The organism is Streptomyces sp. NRRL B-24085, assembly GCF_001282115.1.
In the GTDB taxonomy this organism is placed as follows: Bacteria; Actinomycetota; Actinomycetes; order Streptomycetales; family Streptomycetaceae; genus Streptomyces.
In genome coordinates this window covers 1-19,152 of record NZ_LJBR01000219.1, presented here as the reverse complement: position 1 = coordinate 19,152, position 19,152 = coordinate 1, and the positions used below count along the sequence as shown (strand labels likewise).

At 68.3% G+C, this 19,152-nt stretch carries 17 protein-coding genes and 1 pseudogene; 5 read left to right on the top strand and 13 right to left on the bottom strand.

The genetic code is table 11. The annotated features are described in order from the left end of the window. Nucleotides 1-686 (top strand): annotated as a pseudogene (locus AOJ26_RS23510) (hypothetical protein); the annotation flags it as partial. A gap of 78 nt (nt 687-764) precedes the next feature. Here the strand turns inward: AOJ26_RS23510 and AOJ26_RS23505 are convergent. From AOJ26_RS23505 to eccB, 13 genes are all read right to left on the bottom strand, one after another. After that, nucleotides 765-2,261 carry a hypothetical protein gene (locus AOJ26_RS23505; RefSeq protein WP_234358656.1) on the bottom strand — a complete coding sequence of 499 codons (1,497 nt, stop codon included), beginning with the start codon at nt 2,259-2,261 and terminating at the stop codon, nt 765-767. Continuing rightward, nucleotides 2,258-3,388, bottom strand: coding sequence for a WXG100 family type VII secretion target (locus tag AOJ26_RS23500; protein ID WP_053850326.1), 1,131 nt, complete (start codon nt 3,386-3,388; stop codon nt 2,258-2,260). The genes AOJ26_RS23505 and AOJ26_RS23500 overlap by 4 nt, the downstream gene beginning before the upstream one ends. After that, on the bottom strand, nt 3,385-3,708 hold the full coding sequence (locus AOJ26_RS23495; protein ID WP_053850325.1) for a hypothetical protein: 324 nt from the start codon (nt 3,706-3,708) through the stop codon (nt 3,385-3,387). The genes AOJ26_RS23500 and AOJ26_RS23495 overlap by 4 nt, the downstream gene beginning before the upstream one ends. A gap of 724 nt (nt 3,709-4,432) precedes the next feature. After that, entirely contained in the window at nt 4,433-4,948 is a 516-nt protein-coding gene (locus AOJ26_RS23490) for a hypothetical protein (RefSeq protein ID WP_234358655.1), read from the bottom strand. 128 nt (nt 4,949-5,076) lie between these two features. Then, nucleotides 5,077-7,293 carry a DUF6571 family protein gene (locus tag AOJ26_RS23485; RefSeq protein ID WP_053850324.1) on the bottom strand — a complete coding sequence of 739 codons (2,217 nt, stop codon included), beginning with the start codon at nt 7,291-7,293 and terminating at the stop codon, nt 5,077-5,079. Nucleotides 7,294-7,382: 89 nt separating this feature from the next. Further along, nucleotides 7,383-7,826 carry a hypothetical protein gene (locus AOJ26_RS23480; protein WP_234358654.1) on the bottom strand — a complete coding sequence of 148 codons (444 nt, stop codon included), beginning with the start codon at nt 7,824-7,826 and terminating at the stop codon, nt 7,383-7,385. 496 nt (nt 7,827-8,322) lie between these two features. Further along, on the bottom strand, nt 8,323-9,666 hold the full coding sequence (gene mycP, locus AOJ26_RS23475; protein ID WP_078960004.1) for a type VII secretion-associated serine protease mycosin: 1,344 nt from the start codon (nt 9,664-9,666) through the stop codon (nt 8,323-8,325). An 88-nt stretch (nt 9,667-9,754) separates the two neighbouring features. Then, a complete protein-coding gene (locus AOJ26_RS23470) occupies nt 9,755-11,170 on the bottom strand; it encodes a WXG100 family type VII secretion target (protein ID WP_053850323.1) in 1,416 nt (471 codons plus the stop codon). Between the two features lie 48 nt (nt 11,171-11,218). Then, nucleotides 11,219-11,533 carry a WXG100 family type VII secretion target gene (locus tag AOJ26_RS23465; RefSeq protein WP_020122655.1) on the bottom strand — a complete coding sequence of 105 codons (315 nt, stop codon included), beginning with the start codon at nt 11,531-11,533 and terminating at the stop codon, nt 11,219-11,221. Between the two features lie 5 nt (nt 11,534-11,538). Further along, entirely contained in the window at nt 11,539-12,780 is a 1,242-nt protein-coding gene (mycP, locus tag AOJ26_RS23460) for a type VII secretion-associated serine protease mycosin (RefSeq protein WP_078960003.1), read from the bottom strand. Nucleotides 12,781-12,965: 185 nt separating this feature from the next. Further along, nucleotides 12,966-13,259, bottom strand: coding sequence for a WXG100 family type VII secretion target (locus AOJ26_RS23455; RefSeq protein ID WP_053850322.1), 294 nt, complete (start codon nt 13,257-13,259; stop codon nt 12,966-12,968). Between the two features lie 70 nt (nt 13,260-13,329). Next, entirely contained in the window at nt 13,330-13,650 is a 321-nt protein-coding gene (locus AOJ26_RS23450; RefSeq protein WP_053850321.1) for a WXG100 family type VII secretion target, read from the bottom strand. 459 nt (nt 13,651-14,109) lie between these two features. Further along, complete coding sequence (eccB, locus tag AOJ26_RS23445; protein WP_053850320.1) at nt 14,110-15,675, bottom strand: type VII secretion protein EccB; 1,566 nt, start codon at nt 15,673-15,675, stop codon at nt 14,110-14,112. 195 nt (nt 15,676-15,870) lie between these two features. On the opposite strand from eccB, the gene eccE reads away from it, so the two are divergent. From eccE to AOJ26_RS43555, 4 genes are all read left to right on the top strand, one after another. Continuing rightward, nucleotides 15,871-17,211: a type VII secretion protein EccE gene (eccE, locus tag AOJ26_RS23440; RefSeq protein WP_373413172.1), complete on the top strand. Its 1,341-nt coding sequence runs from the start codon at nt 15,871-15,873 to the stop codon at nt 17,209-17,211. Then, nucleotides 17,211-18,038 (top strand): hypothetical protein, encoded by an 828-nt coding sequence (locus AOJ26_RS23435; protein ID WP_053850318.1) that lies wholly within the window; start codon nt 17,211-17,213, stop codon nt 18,036-18,038. The genes eccE and AOJ26_RS23435 overlap by 1 nt, the downstream gene beginning before the upstream one ends. Before the next feature lie 137 nt (nt 18,039-18,175). Next, nucleotides 18,176-18,517 carry a DUF397 domain-containing protein gene (locus AOJ26_RS23430; protein ID WP_053850317.1) on the top strand — a complete coding sequence of 114 codons (342 nt, stop codon included), beginning with the start codon at nt 18,176-18,178 and terminating at the stop codon, nt 18,515-18,517. 305 nt (nt 18,518-18,822) lie between these two features. After that, on the top strand, nt 18,823-19,152 hold a 330-nt coding region (locus AOJ26_RS43555; RefSeq protein WP_256979486.1), incomplete at its 3' end, for an SCO5717 family growth-regulating ATPase.

Genomic DNA, 19,152 nt, shown 5'->3' with positions numbered 1-19,152 from the left:
CCGCCACCCCCGTCCCCGCACGCCCGCGCTCCGTCGCCCCGCGAGACGCCCGCTCGGCGCTGCTGCTCGACCGTTCCGACGCACTGCTGCCGCTCGTGACCGAGGACGACCCGACCACCGCGTTCGCGCTCGAGCGCATCGCCGAGCACCACGGTTCGGCCGCGCTCGCCGGGGAGGAGTCGGTGGTCACCGCGCTGGGCAGCGGCGGCGGCACGGGGAGGCCGTACGCGGTCGTCGGCGACCAGGGCGGCACGGTGCATGTGTGGTCCCTGGGCGAGTATCAGGACGTCCCGCGCTCCTGCCGGGTGCACGAACAGCGGGTCACGGCCGTCACCTGCGTCGACACCGCCGACGGGCTGCCCCTCACCTTCAGCGCCGGTACGGACGGCGCGGTACGGCTGTGGGAGACGGCCTCCCCGGAGCCGATGCCGGTACCGGTGCAGCAGCGCGACGCCCTGGTCACCGCCCTCGCCGCGGCGGACACCCCGGCCGGCCCGGTGCTCGCCGTGGCCTGGAACGACGGCGAGCTGCATCTGTGGCACGTGCTCACGGGCAGGGCACGGGTACTGCCGTGGCTCCGCGACTGCGACGCCCTCGCACTGACCCACGAGGGGCTGCTGGTTGTGGGGGACGGGGCGGGGATGCACGGCCTGCGGGTGAGGTTGGATTTGGTTTGGGAGCAGTGAGGCCCCCGGCGGCTGGCGTGAGTGCGTCGGCGCCTCCATGCAAGGCTGCCTCCGTCGCCCTGAGCCGGGACGCCATGTTCACGCGGAACCTTGAAGTTGCTGGGCCGCCGTCTCGGGGTCCATCCTCGCCGTCGCCTGCACGGTGAAGCCGACCCCCGGAGCGAGCACGCCCGCCGCGGCGGTCCACCAACGCCAGGCACCGCCGTCCGGGACGAGCAGCAGGGTGGCGAGGCAGCCGAAGGCCACCGCGAACCCCACGACCGCCGGCAGTGACGCGGTCACCAGCCAACCCGCTCCGAGATCCAGCAGCCCGACCCGCCGTTCGGGATCCGGTTGCGCGGCTTCGGTGAGCCCTTCCGCTACGACCTCCTCGGCCACCCGCACCGGAACCGCGCCCGGCAGCTGCCAACCCTCGTCAGCCACCAGCTCGGCGAGTACGTCACGGCCTCGACGCCAGCGGGGATGCCAGAGCAGCCGGCCCCGCGTGCCGGAGAGCACTTCCCCGGCTGCTTCGATTCCCATCTGGGAGTGGAAGGGGATCTTTCGACCGCCACACTCCAGAACCAGGCACTGCAGCCTGCGGGTGTTCTCGCGGCGCTTCTTCTCATCGGCGGCCTCGGGGCTTCCGGGCAAGGGTGCTTCGGTGTGCTGTCCGGTGCCGGTGACGGTGACTCGTACAGTGCGCCAGTCGGGGGTGACCCCGCGGGCAGGGCGCCGGATGCTCTCGGTCAGGCACCAACCCATGGTCGCGGCGACGGTCGCCAGCAGCCACAAGGCCCCGATCACCATGGCACTCTCGAACTCCACCGCTTGCCCGTCGAGTTGGCGTTCCAGCTCGGCGAGCCGATCGTCACCGATGGCACCGAGTTCCGGCTTCCCCGGTACGGACGCCACGTAGAGCTCGCTGCCGATTCCCTGGCGTCGGCGGGTGTGCGCCCGAAAGGTCGTGGGCACGCTGTTCCCTCCGTCCGACCGGGGAAGGAGGACGGTGTAGTCGGCCGTGGCGGAGGAGCGGTGGCTTCTGCCCGACTCCTGGTTCTCGATCTTCACGATGGGACGCTGCTCGATCACCGCCCCCTTTCGGGCCAGCACCGCACTCGTGCCTGTACCCAGCGCGTCCGAGGCTGCGAGCGTCACCCACAGGGCGATCAGCGTGAAGGTGGTGACGACCGCCCCGCCGTAACGGACGGTCAGCCATCGCGTGCCGCTCAACCGCCCTGGGACGCTTCCCTCGCCAAGTCCCGGTGAGAGTGAGGCGGTTCGTACCGCCCGGCCGTAGACCTCGGTCCGGGCCCGATCGCCGTCGCGCAGCACCGCGACCACCCAGATGGCCAGGGAAGTGGCGAGAAGGGCCAGTGAGCACCACAGGACGGCCGTGTGCACCAATGAGGCACCAAGGAACAGCCTTGTGGCGGTCAGCGTCACGAGAGCGAGCGGGACGGCCACGGTGACGAACCTTCCGCAACGTGGATAGGTTCCGCCGTCGTTCACGGCTTCCTCCAAGTGCACGGCCCTGTCCGAGCTCACAGCTTTTTTCAGGTTCACAGCCTCGTCCAGGGGCCACTCGTCGTTCATCCGAACGCTCCGAACCGCTGCGGATCAGGCCGGTCCCGCAAGGCTTTCGCATCCCCACGTGCTTCCTTGCGCGCGTCGGCGGCCGCACCGGGTCGGTCCGCCTTCTCGTCCGCGTCGGGATCCCCGTTGACCGCCGCGTCACCGTGCTTGGACAGGTTGCCGCCCGCACCGAGAGCGAATCCGACGGGAACGTTGGTGGCCACATCGCCCGCCAGGTTTCGCGCCGCCGAGAGAGTCCGCCCGTCCGTAGCCCGGTGCACGGCTGTGCTCCCCGCTCCCCCGGCGAGCCCTCCGGCAACCGCTCCGAGCGCCATCTGCGAGCCGTCGAACCGACCTCCGCTGCGCAGGTTGTTGGCGGTGTCACCGGCGACGGAGGAGAGGGCGCCCAGGGCCACCCCGTCCACTGCGTTGCCGATCACGCCTCCGCCGAGTTGTGCAGCCAGGCGCCCCGCGACCAGCTTGCCGCCGACGGCTCCTACGACGCCGTTGAGCGCGTTGCCCTTGAAGTCGGCGTCATCGCCGGTGGCCAGGTTCGTCACAATTCCGGTCCCGGTGCCGGCAGCCCACTGGACGGCCAACTCGACACCCACCTTCAGCCACGCACGGTCCCTCACCGTCGTACGGATGGTCTGGAACGCGCGGGCGGCCGCCGCCAGCAACCGTCCCAGTCTCGTGGCCGCCTCCGCAGCCTGCGTCCCCAGCCGCACCGCATTCGCCGCTCCAGCAGCCGCCGAGAACCCGACCGTGACGAAGGAGAGCGCGACGGACGCCGCGATGGAGACGCCGATCTCGAGGTAGATCTGATGGATCTCGTCGTTGATCTGCTCGATGTTGTCGGCAGCCTCCTCGAGCCCTCTCGCCGCCTGCTCGAAAAGCGGCACGGTCTCCTCGACCGCGCGCCCGACCTTCTCCCAGTACTCCCGGAACGCCTCGGCGGACTCCCCGCGCCAGTGCTCACCGAGTACGCTCCGGACCTTCCGGTCGAGCCCCCCGTACGCCTCTTGCAGTTCCTCCCCCATCGTGCGCCACCCCTTGGCCGCGGCACGCAGCACATCGGGACGGCCACCGGGATTCACCACCTCGATCCCGGCTTCGTAGACCTTCTCGGCGACGCTCTCCTCGCTCAACTCCGGCCACCCCTGAACAGTCCGGCGAGAGCCTCGTCCGCCACTGCGGAGTTCCTCGCGTTGCCCTGGACGCTGTGGCTCACCGACTCGAACTGCCGCGCCAGCTGCCCCAGCGCCTCGACCATCCCCGAAGCCAGGTCGATGTAGGCCGACGTGACCTCTTCGGACTCCGTGAGAAGCCCGAACCCGTCGTGGATCTGCTCCGCCCCCGTGCTCCGCTCAAATGCCCTGACCGCACTCGCCAGGTCGTAGGCCCGAGTCTCGAACGAGCTTGCCAGTTGCGCCAGTTCCTGCGGATCCAGGTAGAAGTCACCAGTCATGCGCCGCTCCAACACCCATCCCTCGACGACCTTTGACGTGCACTTCCGCAACCGCACACGGCTCGAAGAGTCACGTAGTGGCACACGATGGGGGGACGCGGTCAACTCGGCCGCCTGGCATGCGGGCAGTGATCTCCGAGGTCGACGGCAGGCTGGGGCCCGGGGCCCGTCGGTGGCAGCTGGAGTCCCCGCTTCGCCCACTGCCTTGGACGCCGCCATGCAACAGGCCTCGCGGTCGCTTCCGGCGTCGGCGAAGCGTGGTAGTAGCCGACACCCAAGGAACACTGGCACGTGGCCGACGTCCACCGAACTTTGGCATTGGCGACTGCTGCGGACGCGTCGCCGAAGGTGCCGTATGCGGCGACGAGCCGCAGATCTCCCACCAGGAGATGCGCTCCTCCACCGTCTCGCGGCGGCGGTCTCGCGCATTGTCACCGCCAAGTCATCCCCAGGCAGGTCCCGGTGGCGGCACCAGCCTGCACAGTCCGGGCGTCGTCGCAGATGCGGTTCGTTCGGTGACCAGTTCTTGCACCTGAGGAGCACCGACGCGGTCACTTCCGTCGTCCTGGTGAGCGCCGTACGCGTTGTCAGCGCCGACCGCGGTCTCGACGGCGATGTCGATGCCTGCGAAGTCACAGCACCCGGCCCCGGCACGGCCAGTGTCACCGCGGATCCGACAAGCCGCGGCCTCCCCTCACCGAGCAGGCCTACCTCCCCTGGTCACTCACGGCGACGCACTGCTCGAAGGGGTGCTCTCCGCGGGGTGCATCGCGGCGCACTTGAACACGTCGCCGCCGATGTACCGCGCAGCGATGGTCGCGGCGGAGGCGAACGTCTCGCGCTGCCCGCTGTCGAGGGTCCGGCTCGGCGGCATGTTCGCCACCTCGACTTCGAGCAGTTCGTGCTTGCTCTCGGACCGCCCCGCGAAGGCGCAGGGGATGGCGACGAACGCACGGTTCTTCTCCACGTAACCGACCGCCGAGTCGACCTTGAACGACTTGACGGTGGAGGCATTGGGCGATCGGTACCTGTCGAGGTCGTCGAGGTCGTCCGAGTGCCAGAGGTAGTCGATCCGGACGGAGTCCTCCTTCCCGTAGAGCTCGCACCTCCCGGCAGCCGTCCATTTCGTGGGCGAGAACTTGCTGGTCTTCTCCGAGACGACGCCGTCGTCACCGACCAGCGTCGCGAAGACCTGCCCTTTGAGAGTGCCGTCGCACACTGAGGTGCTGCGGTGGTCCACTCCGTCGCCACCCTGGCCACCGCAGCCGGCCGAGAACAACACCGCCGCGGTGACGGCGGCCAGCGCTCCGAGACGCTGCCGAAGTCCACGGGCAGCGCCCGGCCCACGAGGATTCATCACTGTCGACATCACCGCCCGCTCCCGGAGGAGTTCCAGGTCGCTCCCGTGGTGTGTCCGTCGTCCGCCGCCCGTGCCGCGGACTCGGCCAGTGTGTCGAGCTTCTGAGGGGACATGTCCACCCCCGCGTTCCTGATGGCTTCGCGGAGCGAATCCGCAGTGGAGTCCCGCACGGCAGCCCTTCCTTCCGCGTACCTGGTGTACGCCTCTTTCTGGGCCTCGTCGGTGGTGTCCTGCTGGACCTGGGCCACCACCATGGCCTGGATGTCCTCGACGGCCCAGCCCGCGATGGTTCCGACGATCGGAGCCGCTGTCCCCGTCGCCGCGCCGACCGCCATGCCGAGGCCCCGCCCGGCCCACTTGTCGCCGGTCGCCACGGCATCGTTGAAGTCCTTGTCGGACGCCGAGTGCTCCTCGAAGATCGCCTGATCGCGGGCGTCGCTGAGGATCCCGGCCACAATGCCTCCCGGATGCGCCACGTTCTCCATCGCGGGCGTCATCTCGTCGTAGCCGGGGTGTTGCTTCGCCACCTCCTGCATCCAGATGGCGGTGTTGGCCTGCGAGGCCTCGCTGATAGCCACGTAGGCGTCCGGGTCGCGCCCGACGTTCGCGAGAAAGGGCACGAGAGTGCCGGTCTCGAATCCCTTAGGAGGATTGACGGGTTCTCCGAAGGGCTTGATCGTGCCCTGCTCATTCCCGAACGCGGCTTGGACGTCGGCCATGTACTCGGCCGTCATGTTGCCCAGGCTGTCCCGCATCTCGTCCCGCGGGGAGCCGCTGATCAGACCGGGGTCACCGCCAATGGTGTTGACGAGTTCGTTCATCAGCGCCGCACGCTCGGTGGTGTGCTTCACCGGCGCTCCGTCGCTGTCGAAGGGACGACCCGAGGTGGCGGATTCCATGGCGTGGCCCAGGTTGTTGTAGCCGCTGGGGTTCGCGGAGTCGCCCGTGTAGCCCGCGCCCTCCGGCCAGTGTCTGTCCTTCAGCAGGTAGTCCAGGTGATCCACTTTCTCACCGTCGATGGTGGCATCGGAAGTGAGGAACTCGGTCGAGGCGTCAGGATTGTGCCCCAGAGCGTCCATGAAGCCGGCCATCGGGTCCAGCGCCCCGATGTTGGTCGACCCCAGCGTCCGCGGATACCCCCAGTAGGCGTCCGGGTTCTGCCCGGCGTTGGCGCCGTTCTTCTCCGCGGTGATCAGCGCGTCGCCGTAGTCCTGGAGGAAGTCCTTGTCCCACTTGCCCTCGCTCATCAGGCTGCTGGTGAGCTGGTAGCCGCTGAGGCCGTACGGCGACTCGGTTGGGTTGGCGTTGAAGTCACGCCGGCCGGCCTCGAGGAGGTCGTTCTGGAACTTGGTGATCTCCGGGTCGGGTCCGCCCTTGCGGTGATCGTCCGACGTGGTCGCCGTGCCGATGGTGGTGCCCAAGTTGGCCTTGAGCTCCTTGAGTTGCGCCAACTGTGCCTTGGAGAGGCTGGTGCCGGCCGGCGGGCTCATGAGCTCGTTGTACTTGCTCAGCATGTTCTCGCCACCGGTCTTGACCGCGAACTCCCTTGAGAACTCAGGGTCGTTCTTGTTGGCGGAGAGAAGCAGGTTGAGCTTGGTGATCTCGGCGTCGGAGAGTCGTTCCTTCTTGTTCATCAGCGCGGACGCCTGGTCGGCCTCGACGGAATCGAGACTGGTGTAGACGCTGGTGTTGAAGGACTGGCTGTCGCCACCGTTCGCGTCGCGCTCCAGGGCCGAACTCGCCGCCTCGTCAGCGGCGGTGGCCACCTCCAGGACACGCGTCAGCCGGGAGACGAGCGAGTCCAGCTTCTTCTTGCGTTCCTCGGCGAGGCCCGGCGACGCGGAGGCGGTCGGGCTGTCCTGTCGCGGGTCGACGTCCTCGACGCGGCCGTCGTCGTAGACCTTGTAGTGGTCGTTGCGAGCCTCGTCGAGCAGCGCGTGCAACTGCTTCTGGGCGGCGGAGAACTCGCCGTGCGCGTCGAGCAGCAGCTTGGCGATGCGCTCGGCTTCGGTGGCGGCGTTCTCGTACTCCGTGCGGGCCTTGCCCATGGTGGTGAACGCCGCGTCGGCCGCGTCCCCCTCCCAGTGGCCCTTGAGGTGGTTGACGACCCGCTGCTCGAACTCCCGCTGCAATGCCTCGTACTTGGCGGGCAGTGCCTTCCAGGACGCCGCGGCGTCGGCCAGCGGGCCGAGGTCGGCCTTGTCGAGGTAGGGGATGGACACCATGTGCGACTGCTCCTTGTGAGGGGGTTCCGGTACGGCTCGACGGCTCGCCCGGGCGCGACGCTACGACGGCGACGTCCAGGCGGCCCAACTCACCCGAAGGGCGTGCTGATCGAGCGCTGCCGGGCCTGTTCCTCCTGCTCGGTGCGGGTGTAATGACCGGTGGTGGTGTGGAGCTTGTCGCTGATGTCCTGGAGCAGGCGCTTGAGGTTGATGACCTGGGAACCCCAGCGGACGTCCATCGTCACCAGGGAGCCGGCGGTGGCCCAGGAGCCCGCCTCGGCCATGCCGCCGGCGCTGTGCCTGTTCAGCCCGCGGGAGGCGCTGAGGCAGTCGTCGTCGGCACCGTTGTCGACGTTCTCGGTGTCACCGCGCAGCTCGACGAGAGCGTTGGCGGCCTCGTCGAGGCGCTGGGTGTCGACATTGGTACCACCGCCACCGCCACCGCCTCCGCCTCCGCCGCCTTCCGCGGGCACGGAGTTCAGCCGCGTCCGAGTGGATCCGCTGCGCTGCGGCGCATCGAAGGGAGTGCTCATCCCTTGTCCCATCCCCGTTGTGAAAGTGGTGAACATGCCCGGTGCGCTCACTCGGCCGCGGGTTGCGTTGCATCCGTACGACGTGAGGTGCCCACACCGCCTGGCCCTGCGCTCGGCGACCTAGGCACGGACATGCCAATCAGCAGGCCGAAGATACCGGATCTTCCTTGCCGGAACCCACTGTGGGCCGCTCTGTGGGACGTCCCGGAGGACTTGCAGGGGACGCGTCGGGAACAGGCTGCGAACGGACTCTGGGAACGGGCTCGGAACGGGCTGGAGAAACGCACATGCGAACGGCCCGACGAGCGTCTGCCAGTCGGGCCGTCGGCCGCTCACTGCGGTTCGGGGGTCGGGTGCCGTCACAACCGCTCGGGACGGCACCTTCGCGCCCGGGTGCTGTCCTGCTTGATGAGGTACGGCTCGCCAGTGGTCGCCACGTGACAGGTGACGAACTCCCCGTCAGCGGATCAGCATCCGCACGCGACCGAACCTGCCGTTACTGCTGCGGCGGCCACTGCGACTGGGGCGGGGTGGGCTGCTGCTGGTATGGGTTCTGCTGAGGCGCGATCTGCTGCTGGTACGGGTTCTGCTGAGGCGGGGCAGGCTGCTGGCCATACTGCGGATAGGCCGCGGGACCACCAGGGCCGCCGTTCTTGTTCTTGTTGCGCCGGGACAGCTTCACGATCAGGAGAACGATGAGGCCGATCACTGCCAGAGCGATGACGCCGAGGACAGCAAAGAAGATCATTTGCTTCTGGTCTGCCTTCTCCTGTTCTGCAGAGTCATCAGCGCCGGACGTGCCAACAGTTGCGGCAGCGGATGGGTCTGCAGACCCGGCCGCTGGAACTTTGAGCGGTCCGTACTTTGGACCCGCAGGGATGTCCTCCGTAAGCGCGGAGAGCGGATGAATGGCTCCATAGCCATATTTCTCGTCAGGAAGTGAAAGGCCCTCAGCAGATGAAGGAAGGACGGCAGTCTTGACGAGCCGATTCGCGATCTGGCCAGCCGTCAGGTGCGGATACTTAGACCTCAGCAACGCTGCCGAGGCGGAAACGAATGCGGTCGAGTTTGAAGTTCCGTCCCCGATGCGCAGGCGATTTCCCGGCGAGCCAGCCCCCACGATACGTGTTGCAGGAGCAGTCACCATGATCTCGGGACCGTAGTTCGATTTCGTCCAGTACTCGCCAGACTTGTCCACACCACCGACAGCCATTACACCTGGCGCATTTGCGGGAAATGGTAGATCGGGTCCAATACCGTCATTTCCCGCTCCCGCTACAATCAACACGTCTTTATTAAGTGCGTAATCGATTGCCGCAAGGTCCGCAGGCGAGGCGCTATTCTCATACTGCGTACTCTCAAGCGTCATGGAAATATTGATAACTTTCGCTCCGCGATCAACCGCGTAGCGGATTTCATCGGCAAAGCCAGATCCATCATCGAGGTTCACTCGAATTGGAAGGATCTTAGCACTCGGGGCCAACCCCATTACACCGTCGGACTCGCCCGCTCCATGGCCATGACCAGCGATAATAGATGCCATCTCGGTTCCGTGATTCTCTCCCTCCGGTGAGGCATCATCATCACCGTCAACAAAGTCTTTGCCTTTGAGTACATTACCTTTCAGATCCTGGTGCTCAGCATTGACGCCGTTGTCAATCACAGCAACGGTTACGCCTTTACCCTTCGAGATTTTCCAGACGGCATCGGCCTGAAGTGCATCCAGTGCCCACTGGTCGCGTCTGGTCTGGTCCGCAGAGGCGATCGGAGCCGCTGCAAAGATCAACACACCAGTTACACCTACAGCACCCAGAGCACGCGCTGTTCGCGTGAAGGCCATCCCGTCTTTCCTCTCCCGATACCACACGTGGGCGTGACCAAGAGGTCACGCCCACGCATCCTGTCACGTGCTGGTAAGCACTGAGCGCCTACTCGATGACGCGGGGCGCGGCGTTGCTCTGCGGTGTCCAGGTCTCCTCGTCTTCGACCAGGTAGTCGGGACGCTCGCCCTCGCGCTGCTCGTCTTCCTTACGGCGGCCAGTGCGTGACCCGGGAGCACCTGCAATGCCACCCTTACGAACAGCGCTGGCTCCCTTTCCTGCGGCGCCGCGACTGCTGTGCAGGCCCGAGCCGCCGGCGGTGCCTCTGCCAGCACCCGCACCGGACTTGGGTGTGCCACCGACAACGCCACCACGGGCGGTTCCCCCGACCCGCCCGGCTGCGCCCTTGGCAGCACCCGCGCCGCCCACGCCGCCGGCACCGGCGCGGCCTGCCATTCCACCAGTGCCAGCACCTGCGGCGGCGCGGCCGACCATCGCACCACGAGCGGCACCGGCTCCAGCCGCTCCGCCAACAGCGCCACCGACGAAGCCAGCGCCACTACCAATGCCGCCAACACCCGCGCCAGCAGGCCCACCGCCTGGCGTCGCCGTGCCACCAATTGTGGGACCTCCGGCACGGCCACCAGAAATGCCATCAATTGCAGTACCGACCTGAGGCAGCGTGGTGGTGGGCTTGTGCTCGCCACCGGTAATACCCGAAGGCGGCGCCACAGGCTTGGACGAATTGATGGAATTGACCTGGCCGGTACGAGCTGTCCCTGTAACAACCTGCTGGGGGCTTCGAGTCTCGCTCCCAGTCGGGACAACTACAGGAGCCGGTGCAACGCCACCCGGGTCACCCGGATAATCGTCATCCTGACTGACCTGCCTCGTCTTTTGCCACGTTCCCATCTCCGCAGCCCGGCTGTTATAAGCCGCCCCCAGCGTCTCCATCTTCGCAGCCATCCGGAGCTGCGCCTCGCGGCCCTCCGAGAGGCTGCCCGCGTTGCCGTCGAGGGCCTGCTGGGAGCCGGCGCCGCTCTTGAGGGCGTTGTTCGCGCCCGAGTCGTCGCGGTCGCCCATGTTGCCGATGTAGTCGAGTGCGCTGGAGACCTTGCCCGGCTTCTCCATCGCCATGACCTCGGGCTTGATCTGCTCGAGCGTCGCAGCGGCGCCCTTCAGCGAAGTCGAGGTGTGCGTGGCGTACTTGGAGCTGTCGATGATCTTCTTGCCGATCACCTGCGCCCGCGCCCTGAACAGATCCGCGCTCTGTCCTTCCCAGTGGGCGAGGACGTGCTCGACAGCCGCGTCGAGGCTCTCCTTGATCCCGCCCGGCCCGACCAGGTCCTTGCTGAGGGCCTCCCAGGCCGCCGCTACACGCTTCACGGTGCCCGGGTCGGCGTCACGGACCATGTCCTTCATCTGGTCCATGTCGTAGTTGAGCCCGAACGGCGTGGTGTGCTTGGCCGAGATGCACTGATTCGTCTCGACGTACTCGAAGTCGTCGACGTCCTTGTCGCCCATGTCTACAGCCCCCTCTGATGCACGCGGTCCACGTAGCAGGACATCCCGTTACTTCCTGTTGAACGCCGCATAGTTCTCCGCCTCAGCGTCGCTGAACGCGTCATGCGTCCTCTTCGTCTTCTTTCCGAAGTCGTCCAGCACGTCTTCCAGGTGCGCGACGATCTCGTAGAGACGCTCCTTCATCGCTTCGTGGGCGTCGTACAGCGCCTTCGCCTCACCGAAGCCCGTACCCAGCGCGCCCTGCGGCAGGTACGTGTTGCCCATGCAGCTCGACTTGGACGTCGTCATGTCCCTGATGACGCCGTTGAGCTTGGTGATCGTCCCCTCGATCTCACTCAGATCGACCTTGTACTGCTCAGCCATGATGCTCAGCTCCCCGTTGACTCCACGTTGTTACCCACACCCTGCTTGCGCCGCCAGTCGCTCAGGACTCGGCCGCCGCCGAACAGCAGCAGCACCAGGGCGAACCCCGCCGCCAGGACGTACAGCGCGTACCGTTCCGTCCGCTGCTGTTCGGACTCGCCGAGGACCAGTGTCGCGGCCTGGACGTCGGCGGAGTCGCCCACGTGGCCGACCGAGTCCGGCTTCGGGCCGTCGGCCGAGGGCGTCGTCATGTCGTCGTTGACCGCGGCGGCCGGGTCGATGACACCCCAGCCCACGAAGTCGTCGCGGCCCGCCTTGGTCCGGTCCGCCGTCTGCTCGATCTGGGTGATGACCTGCTCGTAGCTCCACTCGGGGTGCTTGGCACGGATCAGTGCCGCCACACCCGCCACGTACGGAGCCGCGAAACTCGTGCCCTGGTCGACGCAGTTGCCGCCGACCGGGACCGTCGAGACCATGTCGATGCCCGGCGCCGCCACGCCCACGAAGGGGCCCGACTGGGAGAAGGGGGCACGGGCGTTGTTGCGGTCGGAAGCCGCGACCGCCAGCACGCCCGGGTACGCCGCCGGGTAGGTCTCCTTGACCTTGCCGTCCGCGCCGTCGTTGCCCGCCGCCGCGACGATCAGGGCGTCCTTCTCCTGGGCGTACTTGACGGCCTGCTGGAAGGCGGCGTCGACCGTCGGGTCCATCTTCGAGGCGGTGTCCTGCGAGATGTTGATGACCTTGGCGCCGGCGTCGGCCGCGTACTTGATCGCCTTGATCATCGTGCCGACGTTGCCACTGCCCTGGTCGTCGTTCTGACGGACCGGGATGATCGTCGCTTCCGGGGCGAGGCCGACGAATCCGGTGCCGTCGAGCTTCCTGGCCGCGATGATGCCCGCGACCTTGGTGCCGTGCCCCACCTTGTCGGTCCTGCCGTTGCCGCCGGGGTGCAGGAAATCCTTGCCGTTGGCGACGGCGCCGCCCTTGAGCTGTGCGTTGACGGTGTCGACACCGGTGTCGATGACGGCGACCTTGACGCCCTTGCCCTTGGTGTCCTGCCAGAGCTGGTCCAGGACCACGCGCTGCAACGACCAGGGCGTTCCCTTGATGATGTCGGACGGGAACGAGCAGCTCGTGTCGTCGACCTGGAAGCGCACGTCGTCGTCGGCCAAGGTGGTCCGCACGCGCTCGGCGGTCGTACTCGGTGTGGCCCCCGCCAAGGGCAGCCCACAGGCCAGAACCGCCACGGCGGCGGTGCCTGCGGCGCTCCGACGCGCGGCGCGCGATGCCCCGGATCCCACTGTGTTACGTCCTCCCGTTTTGTTGCTGTACGAGGCGCAGGAACCTGCTATGAGCGGATAAGTCCATACGCCTCGTGAACCGCCGATGGGGCGAGTGCGCGACAGCGCACCCGCCCCATCAGGCGATCACGTCAGCCGCCCCAGATCTGGGCGTTCTTCGACTCGGTCGCCTGGTAGTTCTGGGCGGCACCGTCGAGGGCCTTGGCGATGGCCTCCAGCGTCTGCTGCATGGAGGCGGCGCGCTGGTCCCACTCGGCCTGCTTGGCGCGGTAGGCCTCCTGCGCGGAGCCCTCCCAGCTCGTGGAGATCCGCTTCACGCCGCTCTCGAGGTCGTCGAGCTGCTGGCGGATCTTCCCCGCCGTGCTGCGGACGTCCTGAGCGGCCTGGGAGATCGTGGCGAAATTGACAAGGATCTGCCCGGACATGTCTTTGTTGTCTCCTCAGTTGTGGGAATGATCAGTCATGCGACACGCACGCCGGAGCGCACGGGACCGATCATCCGAACGGGGACTGCGCAGCGATGTTCTGGATGGACGCGCGCTGCTCTTCTTCCGACGCCGCGTAGGCCTTGGTGCTCTGGTCGATCGCTTCCTTGATGTCGCCCAGGATCTGGTTGATCTTGGTCGCATCCTGGTTGACCTGGTTCTGCAGGTTGTTGTACGCGGTGGCCGCCGAACCCTTCCAGCCGCCCGTGATCGTGTCGATCACGGTCTGCAGCCGGCGGATCTCGGACTGAATCGAGGAGCTGACCGTGGAGATCTGGCCGCTGAACGCAACCATCTCCTCCTCGGTCATGGTGAACTGCTGTCCAGCCATGCTGTGTCCCCCATGAGACGTAGGAGTTCTAGGTAGACCCACACCCGGAACACCACCGCCGAGGGGCGGCAGGCGTATCCAGTCTGGTCCGGCACCACTCTAGTCGCATCCGCCGACAGAACGAACATCCGAAGGGTTCTGTAGCAAGATCGCGATGAACTCAACTCACCTTTTTCACAAGTTGTTTGCTACGCGCGCGCGACGCGCGTGATCCATAACGGGGGTATCGCCGGGGGCACCCGGCCGACGTCCGGGACTCCCGCGAAACCCCGCCTCGCCGACACCCGGCACTCGACAACCGGCACTCGACAACCCGCACCCGCACCCGCACCCGCACCCGGCACCGGAGACCCGAACACACCCCGAGGGGCCCTCCCCCGGCCGAACCGGCCGGAGCAGAGCCCCTATGGCGATGAAAACGGTGATGCGGTACAGCTGTGCAGCGGCGATGCCGTCCGTCTACGACCCCTGCGCCTGCTCCGCGTTCCCACTGCTCAGCTCCGGTCCCGCCGCCAGCAGGTCCGCCCACTCCGCCGGTACCGGAACCGGCTTGATCTTGCCGTAACCGAGCCTGACCTGGGCGGTGTTGGTCTGCTGGGTGTCGGCCTTCTCGCCGCCGGTGACCTCGCTGTCGTTGCGGGCCGGCACCGAGTAGCGCAGACCGGTGTCGGTGACCAGGAACGTGCTGCCGCCACCGGCGTCGGCGCCCGTGAGCCGCTTGAAGAGCAGGCCGCTGCCGGGCGAGACGTAGGTCCGCGAACCGCTCTGGGAGAGGTCCTTCGGATAGTCCTGGCCGGACCACACCGTCATCAGCGGCAGACCGGTCCGCTCGTTCTTGGCACCGCCGTGCCAGACGCTGCACGAGATCTTGTTGCCGCCCTGCTCCCAGTGCGTGTTGGCCTGGCGCACCGGCTCCTGGGGCCAGTTCATCTCGTCCATCCACTGGCCGGTGTCCGGGTGGATGTCGTTGAAGCCGACCTTCACCGGCGTCGGGGTCTGCCCCGCGTACACGGTGCTGATGAAGGGACTGCGCAGCCACATCTGGGCCGCGAAGTCGGAGACGGGCTGGACCTTGTCCTTCAGCACGACGTACTTCTGCTGGCCGGCACCGGAGTCGGCGACGAGGACCATGCCGACCTTGGAGAGGTTGGGCGCGAGTCCCTCGACGTTCGCGTCGTCCCCGGCGTCCTGCGCCATGTTGGGGAAGTCGAGGTTCCCCGCGATGTTCAGGGTCTTGAGGAAGTCCGGGCTGACGCGCTGGGGCTGCACCCCGTCGCCGAACACCGCGCGCTCGATGTCCTGGAGCTTGTTCTTGCTGGCGACCCGCCACGCGGTGCCGCCGACCAGATACGCGCTCCCGTCCGCAGTGACCATGTACCGCGGGCCGTTGCCGCTGAGGGAGGTGGGGTCCTTGGGGCCCTCGACGTACAGGACCTGGCCCTGCTTCAACTCCCCCTTGTTGTGCAGGAGTTTGTTGTAGTCGCTCTTGTCCAGCACGTAGGTCGCGCTGACCGGCTGCCCGTCCTGTCCCGGGGACTGGCACAGCGCCCAGGTCTTGACCGTCTCCGCGTCCGACGCGGAGGGCAGCCGGTCCGGGGCGAAGGGGATGCCGACGGTGGCGCCCATCGGGTACTTGCTGTTGTCGAGCACCGACTCCTTGATCTTCATGACCTGGGGGTTCTCGCCGTTCAACAGGAGCTTGGCGGAAGCCAGGTTGAGGACCGGGTGCAGGCTGAGCTTGTTCTCGCCCTTGGTCTTCACCAGCACGTAGCGCGTCGTCGACTCGCTGCCGACGAGGATGTTCTTGCCCTGTTCGTCCCAGCCCTTCGGCGCGGTCGGGCTGAGCATGCCCCAGGCGCCGAATCCGATGAGCACCAGCGCCGCCACCCCGAGACTCGGCAGGACCGTCTTGAGGGGGCGCGGCGCGGCCTCTTCCGAACCGTGCGGAGACGGCTGAAGAAACGCCGCCACCGTGCGCCTGCGCGCGAAGGAGTAAGCGTTCAGCTCATCCCGACGTGTCGCCATCGATGGGTCAACTCCCCGTTATTTCGCTTTGCTGCCGAATGCGGAACTCCCCAGGGCGGCCCGGTACTCCGTGGCGTTTGCTCCTGCAGGGGCCTCTACTATGCCGTGTGACGATCGCACCGTACGGTACGGGGTACGGTGATCCGCCGCCAGCTCGAGTCGCGGCCAGACAATGCAAAGGGGTTGTACCGGGGGATGAGCACTGCGACCAGGTCCCGGCGCCGTAACGGCAGCCGTCGTACCCAGGAGAACCAGGGGCCAGGGCAGGTGCCGGAACCGGCACAGCCGTCCTCGGCCCCGAGGCCCGCGAGTCCTGCCTCGCCGTCGCTCGCCCGGCGCCCCGGCAGCATCGGCCCCATCCGCGTCCAGCAGCTCGTCGGCTTCGAGCTGGCCGCCGCGGTGCTGCTGATCGGCTGGCTGCTGCGTCCCATCGGTCTCACCGTCGGCATCGTGCTCGCCGTACCGCTGGTCCTGGCCGGACTGCTGCGCCGACGCGGCCGTCCGCTGCCCGAATGGTTCAGCACCGCCCGCGCGCTCCGCGACCGCCGCAAGCGCAACGCCGAGCCCGTACCGCCCGGCACCGACCCCGGCTTCGCCCCGGCCGTCGAGTGCGACCCGGCGCTGCGCACCTACAGCTTCCAGGACCGCGAGCAGCGCGAGATCGGCATGCTCGGCGACGGCACCTTCCTCACCGCGCTCGTACAGGTGCAGGCCGCGGACACCCCCCTGCGCCCCTCCTACGGCACCGGTGACATCCCCCTCGATCTGATCCAGGGCCTGCTGGAGGTGGACGACATCCGGCTCGCCTCGGTCCAGATCGTCCAGCACACCCAGCCCGCGCCCGCCCCGCACCTGCCCCCGCAGGCCATGGCGGTGCGTTCCTACGGTCCGCTCCAGGCCCAGAGCATGACGCCGGGGCTGCGCATCACCTGGGTCGCGCTCAAGCTCGACCCGGAGCTGTGCCCGGAGGCCGTGGAGGCCCGCGGCGGCGGGATGCAGGGTGCCCGGCGGGCGCTGCTGCGCGTCGCCGACCAGTTGGCCAGCCGCCTCATGGGGGCCGGCATGCAGGCCAAGGTGCTCAGCGAGTCGGACATCTGCGGTGCCATCGCGACGTCGAGCTGCGTCAACCCGATGGCGACCACCGGCGGTGCCGCCCTCGACGGCAGCCGCTCGGGCCGCCGTACGGCCGAGACCACCCGTACCTGGCGCTGCGACGACCGGCTGCACACCACTTACTGGATCTCCAAGTGGCCGCAGTTGGGCGGCGGCGGACCGGCGTTCCCGCGGCTGATCGGCGCGCTGACCTCCGCGCCCACGCTGGCGAGCACCTTCTCCCTCACCATCAGCAGGCGGCGCGGCAAGGTCCTGGCGCTGTCCGGGCACGTCCGCCTGACCGGCCGCGGCGAGAACGAACTGGGCGAGGCGACCGAGCACTTGGAGCGGGCCGCGGCCGCGTTCAAGGTCGGTCTGGTACGGCTCGACCGTGAGCAGTTGCCCGGAGTCCTGGCCACCCTGCCGCTGGGAGGTACCCGCTGATGTCCACTCCCACCATGCGCCCCTCGGGCCGCTCCGGCTTCGGATCGTCGACCCCGGGATTCCCCGGCCAGCGTCCCGGGCATCTGCCCCGTTCCCCCGAGCCCGCCCGGCCGGGCCCCGAACGGCGCCTGCGGGCGGCCTTCGGTCTGCTCGGTCCCCGGCGCGAGCGCCACCTCGTCGACGCCGACGTACTGGCACAGCTCACGCTGCCGGCCGGCGACGACGGTCTGATCCTCGGCATCGACCCCGACAACCGGCCCGCGGTGCTGGGACTGTGCCGTCCCACCCGCCTGGACATGGTGCTGGTGGGCGGTACCTGGCTGGCCCAGGTCATCGCCCTGCGGGCGGCGGCGATCGGTGCCCGCGTGGCCGTCGAGACGGCCCGCCCGCAGCTCTGGGCGCCGATGGCGCAGGCGGCCGGCGGCGGCCAGCAGTGCGTGACGGTGCACCAGGTCGGGCGGATCGCCCCGCAGGGACCGTCCCCGGCCAGCCCGGTGCTGATCATCCGTGACCTGGGCATCCGTCCGCCGCGCAGCCGTCTCACCACGGCGCCCTGGCAGTCGGTGCTGACGCTGCTCCCCTACCTCGGCCCCACCGCGCCGCGGCTGCTGGCCAACGCGGACGTCGTCGGCGTGCAGCGGATCTCCCCGCAGGAGTCCGAAGTGGTGGGCAAGTCCATGCGGTTGCCCCAGGGTGACGCCGCGTCCTTGCCGTCCCTGTCCGACAACGTCGCCCTGTGGTGCACGCAGAAGCACCGGCAGTACGTGATGACGCAGCCCACCGACGCGGAGACCGGTCTGCTCGGGGCGCCCCGCCGCATGGACTGACGGGCGGGCCGGGGGCGCGGCCAAGGTCGCGGCCCCTCGCGCGAGTTCGTGACCGGACCGTTGCGCCGTGTGAGGGGTCCCAGGCCAAGTAGGGTGCTGCTGCACGAGGTTCGCTCATGAGAAAGGGCCCGCCGACCATGACTGACGCGGACGATATCGCCGCAAAGACTCCGGACCCGGACGTAAAGGCGCGAAAAGAGCGGGAACGGGACGAGTTGTACGGCCTGGACATCTCCGGTGTCGAGTGGCACAGCGCGCCCGGCACCGAGGAGCACGAGGAGCGCGTCGAGATCGCCTACCTCCCCGGGGGCGCGGTGGCCATGCGGTCCTCCCTGGACCCGGACACCGTCCTGCGGTACACGGAGGCGGAGTGGCGGGCCTTCGTACTGGGCGCCCGCGACGGCGAGTTCGACCTGGAGCCCGCAGCGGCCGAGGGAGGACCCGCCACCGGGCAGGCCGAGCGGGCGCAGCAGCCGTAGCAGGCGCGGCGTCCCGGCCCCGGCCGGGACCGAGCCGACCGTCCCGGGCTCCAGGAGACAGACAACCGTCACAAGGGCGACATCGAGGCAGGCACCGTTCCGTCGCGTGCGAGCGCACAGCGGACGGGCCTGCCCCGCCGACGCCTGTGGCGTTTACGCTTGATGCGGGTGCGACGTAGGAACCCACGGGTGGGTTGTTCGCGTCCAGGGGACTTCAGTCGGATCGGACCACAGGAACGGTCGCCCCCAGCCCGGCACATGAGTGCCCACACGGCACGAGGGTGCTCGACCAACCAGGAGGAATTGTGCAGAGCGATCGGGACGGGCTGCGCGCGGGCTGGACCACGCCCAGCGACGACCAGTCCGACGCGGAGTCCGCCACCGAGATGACGGGCGAGTTCACCATCGACTATGCCGCCCCTGCCTGGTACACGCAGAGCGCGGCGCCCGAGGCGGAGGCGGCGCCTCCCGCGCCGGCCCCTGCCCCCACCACGCCTGCACAGCACCCCGGTTACCCCGATACGTCCGGTTCCGCACCGTCGGCTCCCGCTCCCGGCCCGCAGTTCGACCCGTCCGCGGGCACGACCGGCGCGACGCCGCCCCCGCCGCCGTGGGCCGGGAGCGGGAGCCGACGG

Bases quoted from the DNA above. Each gene is read 5' to 3' on its own strand.
- AOJ26_RS23505 (WP_234358656.1), bottom strand. From the start codon at position 2,261: ATGAACGACGAGTGGCCCCTGGACGAGGCTGTGAACCTGAAAAAAGCT.
- AOJ26_RS23495 (WP_053850325.1), bottom strand. From the start codon at position 3,708: ATGACTGGTGACTTCTACCTGGATCCGCAGGAACTGGCGCAACTGGCA.
- AOJ26_RS23485 (WP_053850324.1), bottom strand. From the start codon at position 7,293: ATGGTGTCCATCCCCTACCTCGACAAGGCCGACCTCGGCCCGCTGGCC.
- AOJ26_RS23480 (WP_234358654.1), bottom strand. From the start codon at position 7,826: ATGAGCACTCCCTTCGATGCGCCGCAGCGCAGCGGATCCACTCGGACG.
- mycP (WP_078960004.1), bottom strand. From the start codon at position 9,666: ATGGCCTTCACGCGAACAGCGCGTGCTCTGGGTGCTGTAGGTGTAACT.
- AOJ26_RS23470 (WP_053850323.1), bottom strand. From the start codon at position 11,170: ATGGGCGACAAGGACGTCGACGACTTCGAGTACGTCGAGACGAATCAG.
- AOJ26_RS23465 (WP_020122655.1), bottom strand. From the start codon at position 11,533: ATGGCTGAGCAGTACAAGGTCGATCTGAGTGAGATCGAGGGGACGATC.
- AOJ26_RS23455 (WP_053850322.1), bottom strand. From the start codon at position 13,259: ATGTCCGGGCAGATCCTTGTCAATTTCGCCACGATCTCCCAGGCCGCT.
- AOJ26_RS23450 (WP_053850321.1), bottom strand. From the start codon at position 13,650: ATGGCTGGACAGCAGTTCACCATGACCGAGGAGGAGATGGTTGCGTTC.
- eccB (WP_053850320.1), bottom strand. From the start codon at position 15,675: ATGGCGACACGTCGGGATGAGCTGAACGCTTACTCCTTCGCGCGCAGG.
- eccE (WP_373413172.1), top strand. From the start codon at position 15,871: ATGAGCACTGCGACCAGGTCCCGGCGCCGTAACGGCAGCCGTCGTACC.
- AOJ26_RS23435 (WP_053850318.1), top strand. From the start codon at position 17,211: ATGTCCACTCCCACCATGCGCCCCTCGGGCCGCTCCGGCTTCGGATCG.
- AOJ26_RS23430 (WP_053850317.1), top strand. From the start codon at position 18,176: ATGACTGACGCGGACGATATCGCCGCAAAGACTCCGGACCCGGACGTA.